At 44.6% G+C, this 17,726-nt stretch carries 16 protein-coding genes; 6 read left to right on the plus strand and 10 right to left on the minus strand.

Features of this window, described 5'->3' with window-relative positions:
• Positions 1-205 precede the first annotated feature (205 nt).
• Complete coding sequence (locus H9630_RS15775; RefSeq protein ID WP_191716475.1) at positions 206-1,108, minus strand: DMT family transporter; 903 nt, start codon at positions 1,106-1,108, stop codon at positions 206-208.
• Between the two features lie 105 nt (positions 1,109-1,213).
• On the opposite strand from H9630_RS15775, the gene H9630_RS15780 reads away from it, so the two are divergent.
• A complete protein-coding gene (locus H9630_RS15780; RefSeq protein ID WP_191716476.1) occupies positions 1,214-1,942 on the plus strand; it encodes an MgtC/SapB family protein in 729 nt (242 codons plus the stop codon).
• 16 nt (positions 1,943-1,958) lie between these two features.
• Complete coding sequence (locus H9630_RS15785; RefSeq protein ID WP_191716477.1) at positions 1,959-2,945, plus strand: cation diffusion facilitator family transporter; 987 nt, start codon at positions 1,959-1,961, stop codon at positions 2,943-2,945.
• 39 nt (positions 2,946-2,984) lie between these two features.
• Here H9630_RS15785 and H9630_RS15790 read toward each other — a convergent pair whose 3' ends face one another.
• From H9630_RS15790 to pruA, 4 genes are all read right to left on the minus strand, one after another.
• Positions 2,985-4,148: an iron-containing alcohol dehydrogenase gene (locus tag H9630_RS15790; protein ID WP_191716478.1), complete on the minus strand. Its 1,164-nt coding sequence runs from the start codon at positions 4,146-4,148 to the stop codon at positions 2,985-2,987.
• 111 nt (positions 4,149-4,259) lie between these two features.
• On the minus strand, positions 4,260-5,504 hold the full coding sequence (locus H9630_RS15795; RefSeq protein WP_191716479.1) for a Glu/Leu/Phe/Val family dehydrogenase: 1,245 nt from the start codon (positions 5,502-5,504) through the stop codon (positions 4,260-4,262).
• An 82-nt stretch (positions 5,505-5,586) separates the two neighbouring features.
• The gene (locus tag H9630_RS15800; protein WP_191716480.1) at positions 5,587-6,780 is read right to left on the minus strand and encodes an ornithine--oxo-acid transaminase; all 1,194 of its coding nucleotides are present in this window, start codon (positions 6,778-6,780) and stop codon (positions 5,587-5,589) included.
• Between the two features lie 96 nt (positions 6,781-6,876).
• Positions 6,877-8,421 (minus strand): L-glutamate gamma-semialdehyde dehydrogenase, encoded by a 1,545-nt coding sequence (gene pruA / locus H9630_RS15805; RefSeq protein WP_191716481.1) that lies wholly within the window; start codon positions 8,419-8,421, stop codon positions 6,877-6,879.
• A 139-nt stretch (positions 8,422-8,560) separates the two neighbouring features.
• On the opposite strand from pruA, the gene H9630_RS15810 reads away from it, so the two are divergent.
• Positions 8,561-9,874, plus strand: a complete 1,314-nt coding sequence (locus H9630_RS15810) for a sigma 54-interacting transcriptional regulator (protein ID WP_191716482.1) — start codon at positions 8,561-8,563, stop codon at positions 9,872-9,874.
• A 103-nt stretch (positions 9,875-9,977) separates the two neighbouring features.
• On the opposite strand, the gene yugI is transcribed toward H9630_RS15810, so the two are convergent.
• The 3 genes from yugI to H9630_RS15825 all read right to left on the minus strand — a co-directional run bounded on the left by yugI (position 9,978) and on the right by H9630_RS15825 (position 13,047).
• Positions 9,978-10,352, minus strand: coding sequence for a S1 domain-containing post-transcriptional regulator GSP13 (gene yugI, locus H9630_RS15815; protein WP_006828542.1), 375 nt, complete (start codon positions 10,350-10,352; stop codon positions 9,978-9,980).
• A gap of 86 nt (positions 10,353-10,438) precedes the next feature.
• Entirely contained in the window at positions 10,439-12,349 is a 1,911-nt protein-coding gene (locus H9630_RS15820) for a hypothetical protein (RefSeq protein ID WP_191716483.1), read from the minus strand.
• 23 nt (positions 12,350-12,372) lie between these two features.
• Entirely contained in the window at positions 12,373-13,047 is a 675-nt protein-coding gene (locus H9630_RS15825; protein WP_191716484.1) for a sigma-70 family RNA polymerase sigma factor, read from the minus strand.
• 148 nt (positions 13,048-13,195) lie between these two features.
• On the opposite strand from H9630_RS15825, the gene H9630_RS15830 reads away from it, so the two are divergent.
• The gene (locus tag H9630_RS15830; protein WP_191716646.1) at positions 13,196-14,533 is read left to right on the plus strand and encodes a sodium-dependent transporter; all 1,338 of its coding nucleotides are present in this window, start codon (positions 13,196-13,198) and stop codon (positions 14,531-14,533) included.
• A 103-nt stretch (positions 14,534-14,636) separates the two neighbouring features.
• Entirely contained in the window at positions 14,637-14,849 is a 213-nt protein-coding gene (locus H9630_RS15835; RefSeq protein ID WP_191716485.1) for a helix-turn-helix domain-containing protein, read from the plus strand.
• 247 nt (positions 14,850-15,096) lie between these two features.
• Here the strand turns inward: H9630_RS15835 and H9630_RS15840 are convergent, their stop codons facing one another.
• A complete protein-coding gene (locus tag H9630_RS15840; RefSeq protein ID WP_191716486.1) occupies positions 15,097-15,357 on the minus strand; it encodes a DUF1871 family protein in 261 nt (86 codons plus the stop codon).
• A gap of 101 nt (positions 15,358-15,458) precedes the next feature.
• Complete coding sequence (locus tag H9630_RS15845; RefSeq protein ID WP_191716487.1) at positions 15,459-16,157, minus strand: peptidylprolyl isomerase; 699 nt, start codon at positions 16,155-16,157, stop codon at positions 15,459-15,461.
• A gap of 127 nt (positions 16,158-16,284) precedes the next feature.
• Between H9630_RS15845 and H9630_RS15850 the strand changes: the two genes are divergently transcribed.
• Positions 16,285-17,517, plus strand: a complete 1,233-nt coding sequence (locus tag H9630_RS15850) for an MFS transporter (protein ID WP_191716488.1) — start codon at positions 16,285-16,287, stop codon at positions 17,515-17,517.
• The last annotated feature ends 209 nt before the right edge of the window (positions 17,518-17,726 follow it).

Raw genomic sequence — 17,726 nt, forward strand, 5'->3', positions numbered from 1 at the left:
ATCGCAAAAGCCGTTCTCGCGCCAAGGCGCTCGTGACGTCTTTTGTTGACGTTTTGCTGTTCAGTTTTCAAGGTTCAAGTTGCCGCGCTCATTGGCGACTTTATTAATATATCCTGTTTCAATCTCGCTGTCAATACTATTTCAAAATATTTTTTTCGAGTTGTCTTAAGGACATATATAAATATAAACCGCCACGCGCAATAAATCAAGCCTTTATTTTAAAAAAGTGCATTTTAATTTTTTGGTAGTCGGCAATAAATAGCGTAATGCCCGCCAACACTATACTTCCACCCACTATTTGCGACAGGCTCAAATACTCTCCAAGTATAAAATATGCAAGGATAGCAGCACCTATGGGTTCAAAAAGGATCGCAATTGATATGACATTGGTACTCACCCACTTCAAAGCCCAATTGAAAAGAGTGTGGCCCAGCAAGTTTGGAATCAACGCCAACAATAAGAACCACATCCATTCGGACGCCGGATACGGACCAAATGATTCTCCTTTAAATATGATATAGAAGAATAATGTTATGGTGCTGATTCCGTATACCACGAATGTATAGGTCACTAAAGACAATCTTTTCCGCACGTCTTGACCAAACAATAAGTAAGCAGTTATCAATGCACAAGCAATCAAGGCCAACAAATCTCCAAATAACGCACTTCCGCTCAATTTGAAATCCCCATAGCCAATCAGCACACTGCCAGAAATCGCAATGGCTCCAGCCACCAATGTTTTTAAAGAGAGCTTCTCCTTGAAGAAAAAATATGTACCCGCAAAAGCGAACAACGGCTGCAGCGTAACAAGCACTGTTGAACTGGCCACCGATGTATAATTCAGCGATTCAAACCACAAAATAAAATGAAACGCTAAAAATACGCCAGCTATTGTTGTGAAGGCCCAGTCCCTTTTGCTTAGCTTTTTGATTTCATGGGTATATTTGAGGAAGAAGACCGGACTCATGATCACTATAGAGAACAACATACGATAAAAAGCAGTGACTCCTGAATCCGCAGATGTCATTTTAACAAAAATAGCTGACAATGCCACTGAGAAAACACCTATTATGATCGGAATGTACGGGTGGATAGTCGGTTTCTCCATATAAACACCTCTTCTGCCAATTTAATTTGCCGACAACGCACCTACTAAGTTTGCCACTTTGTCTAGGCAGAATCAATAAAAGAAGAAAAAATGGAGGAGATCTCAATGGAGTTTTTCAGCGCTATGCAAATTTCTTCATTTGAAACTTTCTTTAAACTCGTGATAGCCGCTCTTTTAAGTTTAGTCATCGGGCTAGAAAGGGAATTAAAAAGAAAGCCTGTCGGATTAAAGACAAGTGTCGTCATCTCTACTTTCAGTTGTCTGTTGACCATCATCTCGATTGAATCCGCTTATATAGCCCAAGGCAGCGAGTATGATAACGTGAACATTACAATGGACCCGCTTCGTCTTGCCGCCCAGATTGTATCCGGCATTGGTTTTCTGGGTGCAGGCGTGATTTTGAAGCGCGGCAACGATTCTATCTCAGGGCTGACGACCGCCGCGATGATTTGGGGAGCCGGCGGAATCGGTATAGCAGTGGCGGCAGGCTTCTATATAGAAGCTTTGACTGCTGTCCTGCTTGTCTTGATCGGCATAGAAGCTTTGCCTCCCTTACTTTTCAAGTATGGACCGAAGCGCTTAAATATGGTCGAAGCCAACTTGAAAGTAATCGTATCCGATCGGTCATCAATCCGGCAGGTGTTGGATGAATTAAAGGCTGGAGGGTCACTTATCGAAAGCATATCCATTACGCATTCCGATAAGGAGAGCAATGTCCCCTTCCACCAGCTGACAATCCGTATGTCTTTTTCTCAGGAAAAAGATACAATTGATCTGTATCAGGAAATATCTGATATGGAAAAAGTAAAACAAGTTGAAATTGAACTGATTTAACGAAGGAGGAATTTGGATGAAAGAGTTTTTCGGATTATTGAAACAAGGTAACAAGCCGTCCCTGACAGCCGCAATCATTAATACATTTATCGCCATCATGAAAGGTGTTGCATTCTTCTTTACCGGGAATGTCGCGATGTTCGCCGAGACGATGCACTCCATCGGGGATGCAGCCAACCAATATTTTGTCTTTATCGGTTCGGCGCTTTCAAAGAAAGCACCCACTAAACGATTCCCGAACGGTTTTGGGCGCCTGTTGAACATCGTCCTTCTCGGCGCTGTACTGATTGTCGGAATCATGGCTTATGAAACAGTTGTCGAAGGCTGGCATCAAATGACAGCGCCTGTAGAAGCGGAAGGTTTTATCATCAGTGTTGTGGTCTTATCTATTGCTATCCTTCTTGAATTTTTCGTTCTATATAAAGCAGGTAAAGAAGTTCTGCATGAAGCAGGCGTCAAAGGAGGAGCTATGGCTCCACTTACCACGAGCTTTGCCCATTTGAATCGTGCCAAGCCTGCAACTAAGTTGGTATTCCTAGAGGACTTAGTGGCAACTTCAGGCGGCGTATTGGCATTAGTTGCGGTATTGATCGCACACTACACAGGATTTCTGCAAATCGAAGGAGCAGCTTCCATCGCGATCGGATTTATGATGCTTTACGTGGTAGCCAAAGTCTTTATGGATAATGCACGTGGAGCTATCGGGGAAACTGATGAGCAGATGGTTAACCACATCGCCCATATCCTAACCGATCATCCTGACGTTCGCGACATTAAAGAATTGGAAGTTGTTAAAGAAGGGGAATTTCTTCATGTGGAAACCAAGATCGAAGTCGATCCACAGTTGACTGTCCCTGAAGCAGATGCGCTGCAGGAACGTCTAGCGGAAATCATCCTCAGCCAGCCGAGTGTTGATGACGTCATTGTCTCACTCGATGCAGATGACGGCGAAACACATTGGACACACCTTAGCAGCCGACCAGAATCTCTTAATAAAAAATAAACAAAGAAAAAAGGCTCAGCGTAAATGCTGAGCCTTTTCTTATAGAGACGCCTGAAGAATTTCTTTAACGTCTTCGTCTTTCAATTTTGCAAAGTTACCGAATTCACCATAGACCATAGCCTTTTCTACCATTACATCAATTTTCGAATCATCGATGTCGTAGTAGTCCAAACGTGTCGGCGCTCCCAGAGAAGTCCAGAACGCTACCAAGCGGTCGATTCCTTCATAGGCAATATCCGTTTCCGATTTGCCAGTTGCATCCACATCAAAGACACGGACTGCCATTTGAGCAAAACGGCCAGGATTCACTTTAACGTTATGGCGCATCCATTGCGGGAAAAGAATCGCCAATCCGCCCGCATGGGGAATATCATAGACAGCTGATACGGCGTGTTCAATATTGTGTGAACCCCAGTCGCCTCTATAACCCATTTCAAGGAATTTATTTAAAGCCATTGTTCCGGCAAACAAGATCGTTTCGCGGTGTTCGTAGCTTTGCAAGTCTTCCATTAACTTCGGTGCAGTTTCGATAACCGCTTTCAGTACCCCTTCACACATCCGGTCTTGAACAGGTGTATTGGTGGCGTCATTAAAGTATTGCTCAAAAATATGGGACATCATATCCACAATTCCATATACCGTATGATTTTCCGGTACCGACAATGTGTAAGACGGATCCAAGATCGAGAATTGCGGGAATGACAACGGGCTTCCCCATCCGTATTTTTCTTGTGTTTCTTCATTCGTGATAACCGAACCGGCATTCATTTCAGAACCCGTTGCCGCAATCGTTAAAACTGTACCAAAAGGCAAGGCTTCCTTCGGCTGAGCTTTCCGGGAAACGAAGTCCCAAGCATCTCCGTCATACTTAGCCCCACAGGCAATCAGTTTCGTGCAATCAATAACTGAACCGCCACCGACAGCCAAAATCATCTCAATGCCTTCTTTTTTACAGATTTCAATGCCTTTGCGGGCAGTTGAGATCCGCGGATTCGGCTCTACTCCAGACAACTCGAAAACTTCAAGATCTGCCTCTGACAACATTTGAATGACTTCATCGTAAAGGCCATTTTTCTTGATGCTGCCACCGCCGTATACCAATAACACTTTTTTGCCGAATTTGGGCAATTCTTTTTTAGCCGCTTGAAGCTGGCCTTTACCGAAAATAAGTTTTACCGGGTTGTAAAATGAAAATGCGTTCATCCAATCATCCTCCTCTATTCAGGTTATATTATGTAGTTTCTCAAATAAAAAAGCAAAAGATTGAGACAGAAAAACCGTCAGGATGAGAATCCCGACGGTTTTTCCTATGCATTAAACCCAGCCACGGAAGCGTGAAGCTTCTGCAGTTCTGCGTGCACCTACCATATAAGCGGCTAGACGCATATCAATATTGCGCGTAGTTGCTACATTATAGACGTTTTCAAAAGCATCAACCAATTTTTTGTTGAGTTTTTCGTCCACTTCTTCTTGCGTCCAATAATAACCTTGGTTATTTTGCACCCATTCAAAGTAAGATACGGTAACTCCACCAGAACTTGCCAGGACGTCAGGAACCAAAAGGATTCCCCGATCTGTCAGCATTTTTGTAGCTTCAGCTGTAGTTGGGCCGTTTGCGGCTTCGACGACAATGGAAGCTTTGATGTCATTGGCGTTTTCTTCTGTGATTTGATTGGCAATCGCTGCCGGAACCAGGATATCACAGTCCAATTCAAACAATTCTTTGTTGGTGATGGTATTGTCGAATAACGTGGTAACCGTTCCGAAACTATCGCGGCGGTCCAATAGGTAATCGATATCCAAACCATCCGGGTCATGAAGGGCGCCATAAGCGTCGGAAATACCGACCACCTTAGCTCCCGCATCATGAAGGAATTTTGCCAGGAAGCTACCCGCGTTACCGAAACCTTGAATGACAACACGAGCACCTTTCATATCAAGACCCCGTTTTTTTGCAGCTTCGTTAATACAGATAGTCACTCCTTGAGCCGTTGCTTTGTCGCGGCCTTGAGATCCACCAAGAACAATTGGTTTACCCGTAATAAAGCCAGGAGAGTTGAATTCATCGATTTTGCTGTATTCATCGTACATCCACGCCATAATCTGCGAGTTGGTAAACACATCAGGTGCCGGGATGTCTTTGTTAGGTCCTACAATCTGACTGATCGCACGGACATATCCACGACTCAATTTTTCGATTTCGTGCATGGACATTTCGCGCGGGTCACAGATGATTCCACCTTTTGCTCCACCATATGGCAATTCTACAATCCCACATTTTAATGTCATCCACATGGATAAAGCAATGACTTCGTCACGATTTACATCCGGATGAAAACGGACTCCACCTTTTGTCGGTCCTACCGCGTCGCTGTGTTGTGCACGGTAACCCGTAAAGACTTTTGTTTTGCCATCATCCATACGCACCGGAATGCGCACTTCCATAAGCCGCATTGGTTCTTTTAGAAGTTCGTACATCGCATCTTCGTATCCAAGCTTATCCAATGCAGTTTTAATAACATTCTGCGTTGACGTCAACAAGTTCAAGTTTTCAGACATTGTATTAGTTCGCCTCTTTATATTTTAGTAATTACTCAGCATCTAGTGTAACACATGTCAATATTTATGTGCCATCTGAATGCTATTTAGAGAACACTTTTTGAATGCGCTCAATTGCCCAGTCCAACTCTTCTTTTGAAATGATCAACGGAGGAGCAAAACGGATGACCGTATCATGCGTTTCCTTGCATAAAAGGCCCAACTCTTTTAATTGTTCACAGTAAGGTCTTGCAGCTTCAGTCAATTCCATACCGATGAACAATCCACGGCCTCTGACTTCTTTCACTGAAGGGTGCTCGATTTCACGCAATTTCTCCATGAAGTATTCACCCAGCTCTTGGGAGCGCTCAGAAAGTTTCTCATCAAGCAATACTTCCATAGAAGCGACTGAGACAGCACAAGCAAGCGGGTTCCCGCCGAATGTTGAACCGTGTGATCCCGGATTGAATACACCCAAGATGGATTTGTCGGCTACGACACATGAAATCGGGAAGACTCCCCCGCCAAGCGCTTTGCCTAGAATATACATATCAGGATTTACATCTTCCCATTCACAGGCGAACATTTTTCCAGTACGTGCAAGTCCACATTGGATTTCATCAGCGATGAAAAGAACATTGTTTTCGCGGCAAAGTTCTCTTGCTGCTTTCAGGAATCCTTGTGGAGGCATAATAATCCCTGCTTCTCCTTGAATCGGTTCGATCAAGAATGCTGCAGTATTTGGCGTAATGGCATTTTTCAATGCTTCCAAATCTCCAAAAGGAATCAAGTTGATTCCCGGAAGCATCGGGCCAAAGCCTTTGCGGTATTCAGGATCGGATGATAATGAAACAGCGGTCATTGTACGGCCATGGAAGTTTCCGTCGCATGCAATAATCTCTGCCTGGTTATCCGCAACACCTTTAACATCGTATGCCCAACGGCGCGCAGCTTTGAATGCCGTTTCTACAGCTTCAGCACCTGTATTCATCGGCAATGCCATTTCCTTGCCGGAAATATCGCAGATCATTTGGTACCATGGAGCCAATTTGTCATTATGGAAAGCACGCGAAGTCAAGGTAACGCGGTCCGCTTGATCTTTTAGTGCCTGAATGATTTTCGGGTGGCGATGCCCTTGGTTGACAGCCGAATAAGCTGACAGCATATCCATGAACTTGTTGCCTTCTGGATCTTTTACCCAAACACCTTCTGCTTCAGTAATAACGATCGGCAGTGGGTGGTAGTTATTCGCCCCGTACTTTTCTGTCTGTTCAATGATGGCCTGTGTCTGTGTCATGTAAATTCCTCCTTTTTTAAAAAAGGCAGACCTTCGTCTGCCTTCTTAATGAATTATTATACCATTTGTTGTTTGTTAATACATTCAAAAAATGAATCAATACATTTCAGAAGTTGTTTTTGCTTGCATGTGAAGACCAATGTAATCTGGTCCGCCAGCTTTTGAATCAGTTCCGGACATATTGAAGCCACCGAACGACTGGTATCCAACGATTGCGCCTGTACAGCCGCGGTTGAAGTAAAGGTTTCCTACATGGAAATCTTCACGGGCTTTTTCAAGATTTTCACGGTTGTTGGTAATTACTCCACCAGTCAAACCATATTCCGTGTTATTGGCGATTTCGATTGCATGGTCAAAATCTTTTGCTTTCATCAAGCCGACAACCGGGCCAAAAATTTCTTCCTGCATAATGCGGGCTTGAGGATCAAGATCAGCAAAGACTGTCGGGTTAACGAAAAAGCCTTTAGAATCATCTCCATCTCCACCAGCGACCAAACGGCCTTCTTCTTTACCGATTTCAATGTAGCTCATGATTTTGTTGTATGAATTGCCGTCGATTACCGGCCCCATGTAGTTTGACTGATCTGTCGGATCTCCGATGGTCAATTCTTTCGTCAACTCAATAACACGTTCTAAAACAGTATCGTATACATCTTCTACGATAACTGCGCGTGATCCGGCTGAACATTTCTGTCCACTGAAGCCGAAAGCTGATTTTACAATCGATTGTGCAGCAAGCTCAAGGTCAGCTTCTTTATCCACAACCATTGTATTTTTTCCACCCATTTCAGCGATCAGGCGTTTCATCCAAACTTGCCCTTCATTCACTTTTGCAGAACGTTCTGCAATGCGCAGGCCGACTTCCTTAGATCCTGTGAATGAGATGAAGCGTGTGTTCGCATGATCCACTAAATAATCTCCGACTTCAGATCCTGGTCCTGGAATATAGTTGACTACACCCGGTGGCATGCCCGCTTCTTCTAGAACTTCAATGAATTTATAAGCAACAACTGGAGTAGTTGAAGCAGGTTTCAATAGAACAGTGTTTCCAGCTACCATTGCTGCAACTGTTGTTCCGGCCATAATCGCGAAAGCGAAGTTCCAAGGAGAAATAACAACACCTACTCCTAAAGGAATATAGTCATAGCGGTTGTCTTCGCCTGGGCGGCTTTCCACTGGCATGCCGTCTTTCAGGCGCAGCATTTGGCGAGCGTAGTATTCCATAAAGTCGATTGCTTCTGCTGTATCTGCATCTGCTTCGTTCCAAGGCTTGCCTGCTTCTTTTGTCAAAAGTGCCGAGAATTCATGTTTGCGGCGGCGGACGATTGCAGCTGCTCTCATCAGTACATCAGCGCGGACTTCAGGTTTTACTTTTTTCCACGTTTTAAAAGCTTCGTCAGCTGCTTGCATTGCTTTTTCAGCCAACTCTTTAGATGATTTCGAAACATTTCCAATTAGTTCTTCTTTATTTGACGGGTTAAATGACACGATTTTATCTTCGGTAGTGATGCGTTCGCCACCAATAATTAACGGATAGTCCTGACCTAGGTAAGCTTCAACTGTCTTCAAGCCTTCCAGGTAGTCTGTACGGTTTTTTTCAATCGAGAAATCTGTGAACGGTTCGTGTTTGTAGGGAATCATGTAAATCCTCCTTGAGTTTTAAGTAAGCGCAAAAAAAATTTGCACTTTTAAACTGCTTCCATATATAATAATGCAAAAGATTGTTGCATAATTCAAGTGTTTTTGTTTAAAAAGTCAAAATAATTTTGGAGTGAGCATTTTGAAGTCCGATCATATCGATTTATCCCCTTTCTATAAGTTTGCCGGAGAACATGTGGCAATAGGGATCCATGCCATAGATACCAAGGGAAAAACCATTCTTTATAATAAAAAGATGCGTGAAATAGAGGGATTTGATTTTGAGGAGCTGGCAGATCGGTCTCTTTTGGAGATGTTCCGTTTCGATCAGCATGAAAGTACATTATTGAAGGTTCTTCAAAGCGGAACACCTGTCTTCAATGTTAAGCAGACCTATTGGAACCGCAAAGGCCAGGAAATTACGACGATCAATGACACGTACCCGGTGTTTGAAGAACGAAAACTGATCGGTGCCATTGAATTGTCGCGTGATGTAACGACGCTTGAAAAAGTGATTTACCAGCCCTTGAAAAAATACGGGGAGCCCATTACTTTCTCAGCGATTACGGCCGTTTCCAAAAGCATGAAAAAAGTCATTGCCACCGCCGAAAAAGCTGCAATGGCGAAATTGCCCGTTCTGCTGGTAGGAGAATCAGGAACCGGCAAAGAATTGATTGCCGAAGCTATCCACTGGGCCCATACTTCCGAAAGGCAGATGTACACCCTCTATTGCCATGGAACAGACGGTACCCTGCTCGATCAATTAGGAGAAGAAATCGAGCAAATGGGAGATGGCACCATTTACTGCGAACGGATTGACTTATTGCCTTTGCCGATGCAGGAGCAACTGCTGAAGATGGCAGAAGAGCGGTCGCGCGGCAATACGTATTTCATCGCCAGTGTCGGCGATGACCCTGTCGAATTGATCGCCTCCCATAAGTTATTGAAAGACCTGTACTATTTCTTTTCTTCCATGACCATCAAATTGGATCCGCTGCGCCACCGAAAAGAAGATATACTTCCGTTCGTCGAAGATTATTTTTCCCGACATCGGATGATGGTCGGTTCAGTCGTACACGGCTTAGACAAGGAAGTAAGTGCCCTATTCCATGCCTATGACTGGCCAGGCAACTTAAAGGAACTGGAATTGCTGCTTGATGAAATTACTTCGTTGCTGACAACACAGGAAGTTGTCACCGCGGACATGCTGCCCCATCACTTTAAGCTGAAAACTGATTTAAAGGGTGCACACCAGCCTGAAGATTTCATTGTCCAGTCCAATACAGAACTGTTGCCTTTAGAGGATTATTTATTTGAAGCGGAAATGTATTACCTGCAGAAGGCGATGGACTTGCATGGAAATAACGTCACAAAAGCGGCCGCTGCACTTGGCATGAGCCGCCAAAATCTGCAATACCGATTACGGAAAATCAAAAAAAACGAAGCGCAGACATGATGTCTGCGCTTCGTTTTTTATCGTTTTTCTTATTGCCCAGACTCTAGCGCCCAGCTCCTCGAGTCATAAGTCTGTCAGAGCTTAACGGGCGCTTTTGCTTTTCTTACTGTCCAGAACGTTTGATCCACTCTTGCATTTTGTCTTTCAAAGAGTTGAATCCTTCAGAATCACTTTCGTTTACATGTGACTGAAGAGATTGTTTTGGTTTTTCAGTCTTTTGAGCTGCTGGTGGCTGCTCTTGAAGTGCGCGGATTGAAAGGCTGATTTTTTTAGATTTCTCATCAACTTCCAATACTTTTACGTCAACTTCTTGTCCTACTGCCAAATACTCACTTACTTCTTTCACGTAACCGTGAGTGATTTCTGAAATGTGGACCAATCCTTGTGTTTGGTCGTCTAAAGCTACGAATGCGCCGTATGGCTGGATTCCTGTAACTTTACCTGAAACCGTATCGCCTGTTTGGTATGTTTTTGTCATGTTTACCCGCTCCTAGTCATATCTAATTGTCCTGTACACCTATTGGCATCTGTATATTATAGCACAACTATATGCTGATAGTAAAATCAGTAACTATTTAACTCCGACATACGCCAGCCATCTGCGGTTTTTTTCATGAATAGAAACTCTTCATACAGGTTATCCTGCGCCCCAGCTTCGTATTGAATTTCAGCTCTGCCAGTTGGTATTCCGGAATGTGTGCCATCAAAAAAGGTCTTGAACGTCAATTGATGGAACTCGGAAAACGGACGGAAACTGCGCAGCTCCAAAAAAGCCTCGAATCTTTCATCTGGAAGGTCCTTTTCAGCTACAAGCTTTCTCATGGCCGGGATATCTTCGCTTTCAATTGCTTTAAAGAATACGCCTGCCACTTCTCCAGGGTCGGTATCGCTAGGCAGCTGTTTTCCGGAATCCCCTGAAATCATTCCATAAAGCGAGTCGACTGTCCGCTTGAACTGCTGATCTTGCCCCTGCAATTTGTAACTATCATATTGCTGGTAATCGACTTGCCAGATCTGGTCTTTCTCAGTGACCAGCATCAGTTCCAGGCGTTCATCATACTGCTCCGCTTGAATATGGGGATAAATAAAGATTTTTTCTTTTACCCGCTGCTTGTAGGTGTCTTTGGAAAGTTCTACCCAGGCCACATTTTCAGTCAGCTTCGGAATATTTTGCCACTGCTCCTTAAATGCTGCAAGCGGCGGCTTCAATGGGCTGTCTGCCAAAAGGTGCCACAACGTGTCCCTGTCATTGATTTCATTGGCATAATGGTACATGAACAACACATCCAGCGGCGGAACATCCGCCAGTAGCTGTAGATCGTAGGATGCCCGGAAAGATTCGTACAATGGTTTAATGCGGCTGTAATCAAAATCGCGTAGGTCGACAAATTCATCTTCAAGTTCCAGATCTCCATTTGGCAAACGGCCGGCAAGGCTTCCCGTCTTCTCCATTTCCAGCGCATCCAAAATATCATGGAACTGCAGTTCATCGTAATGTGCGGAAGCGGTCCATCCGCTCGCTTCCATTTCATCCAGAATCGGCAGCAGAAGAAAAGCCATGGGATTGGATGAAGCAGCATTGTTCCAAGCGGCTCTATATTCATTCTTCACCTTGCCTTGGTCATCAAAAACAGGCGAATTGTCACTGCCTTTCGTCATTTGCCAAAAAACTTGCTGGTAAGCGACTTCCGTTCCGTCAAATAGAGATGTTTCTCCCCACTCATCCAATAATGCCATTTCCATAAAAATCAGTTTCTGTGGAACATTTTCAAGAGGAACCAAAAATCCATTGTCGTCAAAATAAGGTTCTTCACTCCACATCTGCAAATACTGCCCCGCATAAGGATGGCCAATGAATGGCTGTTGCTGCTGCAAGTAATTAACATCCCGAACGGTCCGGAAATGTTTTCCCTCCATATCGACAAAAGGAAAAAGTGCATACTCGGGCAAAGCTTCGACAAGCAACCTCAACTCTTCTGGAAATACATCAGGCTGGGCCCGAAGCTTTTCCGGAGATAGCTCACCCATAACGGCGGTAGTTTCCAATTCTTCTTGATATTTCAGCAGTATGTTGTCTGCAAAATGCTGCAGTTCAATCGCTTTTGCTGTGTAATTCCGAAGAAACTCATCCACTTCTTCAGAAGGCAGTGGATGAGAGGCGCTTAACGAAAGAGCCATGCCCCGCGGTGTTTCAATCTGCCAAAGGATCTGCTCAATGGCCAGTTGCATAGCCTCGGGGTCGCCTTCTAATGAATTCACCGCTCTGTCACTAAAAACACGCTCCATTTCAGCATCCGCTTGTTTGACATAATCAAGCTTTCCGTATTGTTCAGGAGACATCCCCAATCGCTTAGGAGAAGATGCTTTAACGCTTTCGTATTGTCTTTTCCAGTCTGCAATCATGTCCTCTGTCACTATTTCGACTTGCTGCCATTCTGTCGTACCAGCGGTTTTTGTCTGTTGGTCGTCCATCATAAAACTGATGCCGATGATAGACGTTATAAACAGTCCTGCCCCTCCAGCAGAACCGCCGTTTTTCTTCTGAACGGCCGAGGAGCAACCGTTTTTGCGGAAGCATCATCAGCGAGAGGAACTTCGATTTCAATAGGTTTTTGTAAGCCAGCAGGCTCCGGCGGTTCAAAACGCTGGTAAGATTTCTGGAGCATCTCCAAACGCATCAGAAGCTGCTGCTTACTATAATGAAAAGTTTGCTCTAAAGTTGCTAACCCCTGTTCCACTGATCGGGTTGCCTGCGATTCCGGCATGCCCATCACCGTGGCGATATCCGTTTTTGTGCAGTTGTGAAAAACAGCCAATACTAAAGGGATTTTCTGGTCCGGTTCTAATTTCTGCAGCTCACTGTGCAGTTCATTGTCTTCTGGAAAGCCGAGTATGGCCTGATCGGAATCTGTTTGAAGTGGAGCGGTATATGTTGAATAGTGCTTAACCATAGTTTTAAAGAGTTGCAATTGCGTCTGTTCTTGCGTCAAGCCGCCGATTTCCTCAAACAATAGCTGCAGGCACTGGCGTTGAAAGTCAGGCAATACTTCTATAGAAACACCTAATTGGTAAGCAAAGCGGCCACTGTCCGGTTGGATAGTCTCTGCCCATTCATAAAAAGCAGCTGAATTTCCTTTTTGGGCCTGCCCGTAGAGATTTGTTTCAGAAGCCATAGTTCCACTCTCCGATTCGTTTGAATAATCAATTTTTTATCGTTTTGATTATTATACGGCCAAAATGCCTCAGCGTTTCAAATACTGCTATTTTTTTTACTGCCTGTCGTGTAAAATGAGTGAATCTATATGAGATAGGAGTGACATGATGAAAAAACGTGATCAATGGAGTTCTAAGCTAGGCTTTGTTCTTGCAGCTGCAGGCAGTGCCATCGGCTTAGGAGCCATTTGGAAATTCCCATACGAAACCGGTGCAAACGGAGGCAGTGTCTTTATTCTGCTGTTCATTATCAGCACCGTGGCAATCGGATTGCCGATTCTTCTTGCAGAATTCGTTATCGGCCGTCGAGGCCAGGCGGATGCTGTCAGCGGATTGAAAAAACAAGCTCCCGGTAAACCATGGTATTTGATCGGATGGTCTGGATTTATCTTTTCGTTTCTTATATTGTCGTTTTACAGTGTTGTGGGAGGATGGGTCCTATCTTATTTGGGACGCTCCATTCTGTTCCAGCTCTCGGATTTAGGAGATGCCGAATTTGCCAACTTGTTTAATGGCATCATCACTAATCCATGGGAAGTCCTACTTGCCCAAGCCGCTTTCCTGGGCTTGACCATCTGGATTGTCCAAGGAGGGATTAAAGGCGGAATCGAACGTGCCAGCAAAATCATGATGCCGGCTTTGTTGATTTTCTTCCTGATTCTGATGATCCGGTCACTGACGTTGGACGGCGCCATGGAAGGCGTACGCTTCATGTTTATTCCGGACTGGTCTTTCTTTAATTTCGAGACCGCATTGGTTGCACTTGGACAAGCGTTCTTCTCTTTGAGTGTCGGTGTTGCAGGAATGATCACTTATGCGTCGTACCTGTCCAAGTCGGAAAATCTCACACGCTCTTCTGTCAGCGTCGTCTCGTTGAACATCGTGATTTCCATCATGGCTGGGCTGATCATCTTCCCGGCCGTCTTCGCTTTAGGCTATACGCCAGATCAGGGTCCGGGGTTAGTGTTCATCATTTTGCCAGCGATATTCGACCAATTGTTCATGGGTGAGTTCCTGATGATTATCTTCTTTATCTTGTTGTTGTTCGCTACGTTGACTTCGTCTATTTCTATGCTTGAAATCACGGTATCGATCGGTGTCAAAAACAAATATGACCGCCGCCGCCGAGTCGCGTTGATTTTTGGCTTAATGATTTTCATCGTCGGTATTCCGAGTGCCTTGTCTTTCGGTGTTATGCCGCAGGAAATATTCTTCGGCTTTACGTTCTTTGATTTCATTGATACTTTGACCAGCAGAGTCGGCTTGCCGCTTGGGGCTTTATTTACATCCTTGTTTGCAGGCTATGTTTTGACAAAGCAAGACGCCCACAACGAGCTTTCCCAACAGAAAGTCTGGGTTGATGTATGGCGGGTACTGGTGCGTTATGTCGCACCGATTGCCATCATTGTTGTCTTCATCCAAGGAATCATCGCTATTTTCCAATGAGTGGAAACTGTTCAAAAAAAGCCACAACTTGTTCTATCGAAAAAATTCTGTGCATGATACTATATAAATAGAAGAAAGTTCCATATAGAAGGAGTGGATAAATATGAAAAACGATTTACACGCCCAATTAAAAGCGCTTCGTGAAGAGCGTAACCTTTCATTAGATGAATTGTCCCTAAAAACAAGAATCGGTGTCGCTAAGCTACAAGCCTACGAAAGCGGCGCAGAAGTCCCATCAAACCAAACCATTTTGATCCTTTCAAATGCGTTGGAAGTTCCTGCTTCGAACTTAGTAGACGGATTAGGAGCAAAATAAAGAGAAACTTCAATCAGTGGGGGTTTTCTTCATCCCCCACTGATAAAAAGCAGAACATAGGCTAAACGCGCCGCGTCCTGCGGCAACGCCTATGTAACCGACATCCTGTCGGCCCGATCCAATCGGACTTTTACGGTCAGTTGATCTCCCGCTTGCAGAAGCGGGAGTCTTACTGCCCGTTAAAGCGGGATAAACCATCAACAAAAAAGAGCTTTCGACGAAAATTCGTCGAAAGCTCTTTTTTTTGTTAAATAATGTGCTTCGCCTCATACTTAAGGGCAATCAATTTGTAGGAAATGTCCACACAGCGCTCCAGTGGAATCCACTTTTCAAAAGACGTTTTGTAAATACTTTGTATTTCTTTTGCAAGATCTGATGGATGGTCTAAAACTCCCAATTGCGTAATAACGTCTGCAATTTGCGTTTCATAACCTTCAGAACCGATGGTGAAAGGATCCCATTCTTCCAGGACCAAAACAGCTTTTCTGTTCATTTCCCTTATTTCCATTAGTTTTTCACCTAACATTTCTCTAGCGTTAAGGGCTATAATAGCACATACTCAAAAAAAGAAAAGCAGAAAATCCCGTTACAAGGATTTTCTGCAGTGAACTACTGTTTTAAAATTTCTATAGATTCGATGGTTACGTCTTCGACAGGTTTTTCCTGCTCTGTTTCAACCGCAGCAATGGCGTCGACCACGTCCATGCCTTCGATCACCTGGCCGAATACGCTGTGTTTGCCGTCAAGCCAAGGTGTGCCTCCTTGTTCCAGGTAAGCTTTGCGAATTTCTTCCGGATAATCGCCAGCCAAATCCCCTTCCGCTACCGGAGGAGCCTGAACAATGAAGAACTGGCTCCCATTAGTCCCAGGTCCGGCATTGGCCATCGACAATGCACCACGGATGTTGAAAAGGTGGTCATGAAATTCATCTTCAAATGGAGCACCGTAAATGCTTTCGCCACCGCCCCCTGTACCGGTCGGATCTCCGGTCTGGAGCATGAAGTCTTCAATGACCCGGTGGAAAGTCAACCCGTCATAATAGCCTTCTTCTGCATGTGTTAAAAAGTTCTCCACGGTTTTTGGTGCAATTTCCGGGAATAGCTTAATTTGCATGGTTCCCATGGAAGTCGTCAGTTCGACTAGTGCTTCGTTGTCTGCCACTTCAGTGGACAACTGCGGATAACCGTCCACTTCAACAGCTGCGGTTTCTGTCGCTTCTGTTGGTTCCTCAGTCTTCGGAGCCGCTTCTTCTGAGCATGCGCCAAGAAATAATGCTAATAAAATTGGCGTTATCATTGTTTTTTTCATCGTTTTCACCCCGCTCTATTTTAGCATAGAAGTTTTTTGAATTCATTGGTAAGTTTCAACACTTTCTTCGTGAAGCGAAATATCATATAATAGGAACAGATGCTCCGTTCAGAAAGAAGGGGTCCATATGGATACTCAAAAAAAGAATTTCTTTATTATCATGTTCACCAATTTCCTGGTTGCCGGCAGCACCACGATGATTATGCCATTCTTATCTCTTTACATCGAATCGCTCGGCAATTTCACGGACGAATACGTCCAGCGCTGGTCGGGCCTGGTATTCGGCGTTACGTTTGTCGCCGCCTTGATCATGTCTCCAATCTGGGGGCGCATTGCTGACAAATACGGCTTTAAGCCGATATTAATCATCAACGGCTTTGGGATTGCCATCAGCATTTTCATGATGGGCACCGCCGACTCCGTTACCGAACTGTTTTTAATCCGTCTGTTCATGGGTGTGGTGACCGGGTTCATCCCTACTTCCCTGGCATTTGTCAGTTCGCAGACTTCTAAAGAAACGGCTGGGAAAACACTCGGAACATTGCAAATGGGCAGTGTTTCCGGTACGCTGTTCGGCCCTGTCCTCGGTGGCTTGATGGCAGATGCATTCGGCTTCCAGTATACGTTCCTCATTACAGCAAGTGTAATTGCCATTGCCGCTTTGTTTGTGGTTTTTGGTCTCCATGAAATCAGACGCGTCAAACAAAAAGGCGCCCATGTCTATGCACCGAAGACCATTGTCAACGGTATTTTAAGCCATCGCCTGATTTTAAATGTCATGATCATTACCGCGTTGATTCAAATCGGGAATTTCAGCATCCAACCGCTATTGTCTCTCTACGTTGCGCATCTGACAGAAGGCAGTGGGCAAGTGGCGTTTCTTGCAGGGATCACGTTCAGTGCAACGGGTGTCGGCAACTTGCTATTTGCGCGGCGCTGGGGCCGTTTGGGTGATTCCATCGGCTATGAGAAAGTTCTCGGATTTCTGCTGTTGTTGGCATTTATTTTTATCATTCCACAGGCATTCGTCACCGAGCTTTGGCAATTGATCATTTTGCGCCTGCTATTCGGCATTGCAGTCGGCGGAATGATTCCAACGACCACCGCTTTGATGCGCCGGGAAGCACCGATTGAAATCCAGGGCGAAATCATGGGCTATAATACCAGTTTCCGTTTCCTCGGCAATATCATCGGTCCCATGTTCGGGGGTATCGTCAGCGGCTTTATCGGCATCTCTTCCGTCTTTATCGTAACAGGTGTGCTGTTCGTCCTTGCTTTCGGCTTCCTGCGCTATACGTTAGCAAAACCTGAACAGGATTTTGAAGACGTATTGTTGGAACAGGAATTAAAGAATATGTAAGCTCAGCTGGTTTTCATCGGAAAACCGGCTTTTTGCTGCTCTTTTTTCAAATTCACAAAATTAACATAATCAGGTTTCTTCCTATTACAAAAGCTCAGAGAAAGCCATAGGAATTCAGCTGTGCTAATTGATGAACGGTGCAAATCCACCTGATTTGCGTTATAATTTCTAATTAGAAACTCTTCACGTTTATCCCGCTTTAACGGAAA

The sequence above is a fragment of the Planococcus wigleyi genome (assembly GCF_014836985.1).
Lineage (GTDB): Bacteria > Bacillota > Bacilli > Bacillales_A > Planococcaceae > Planococcus > Planococcus notacanthi.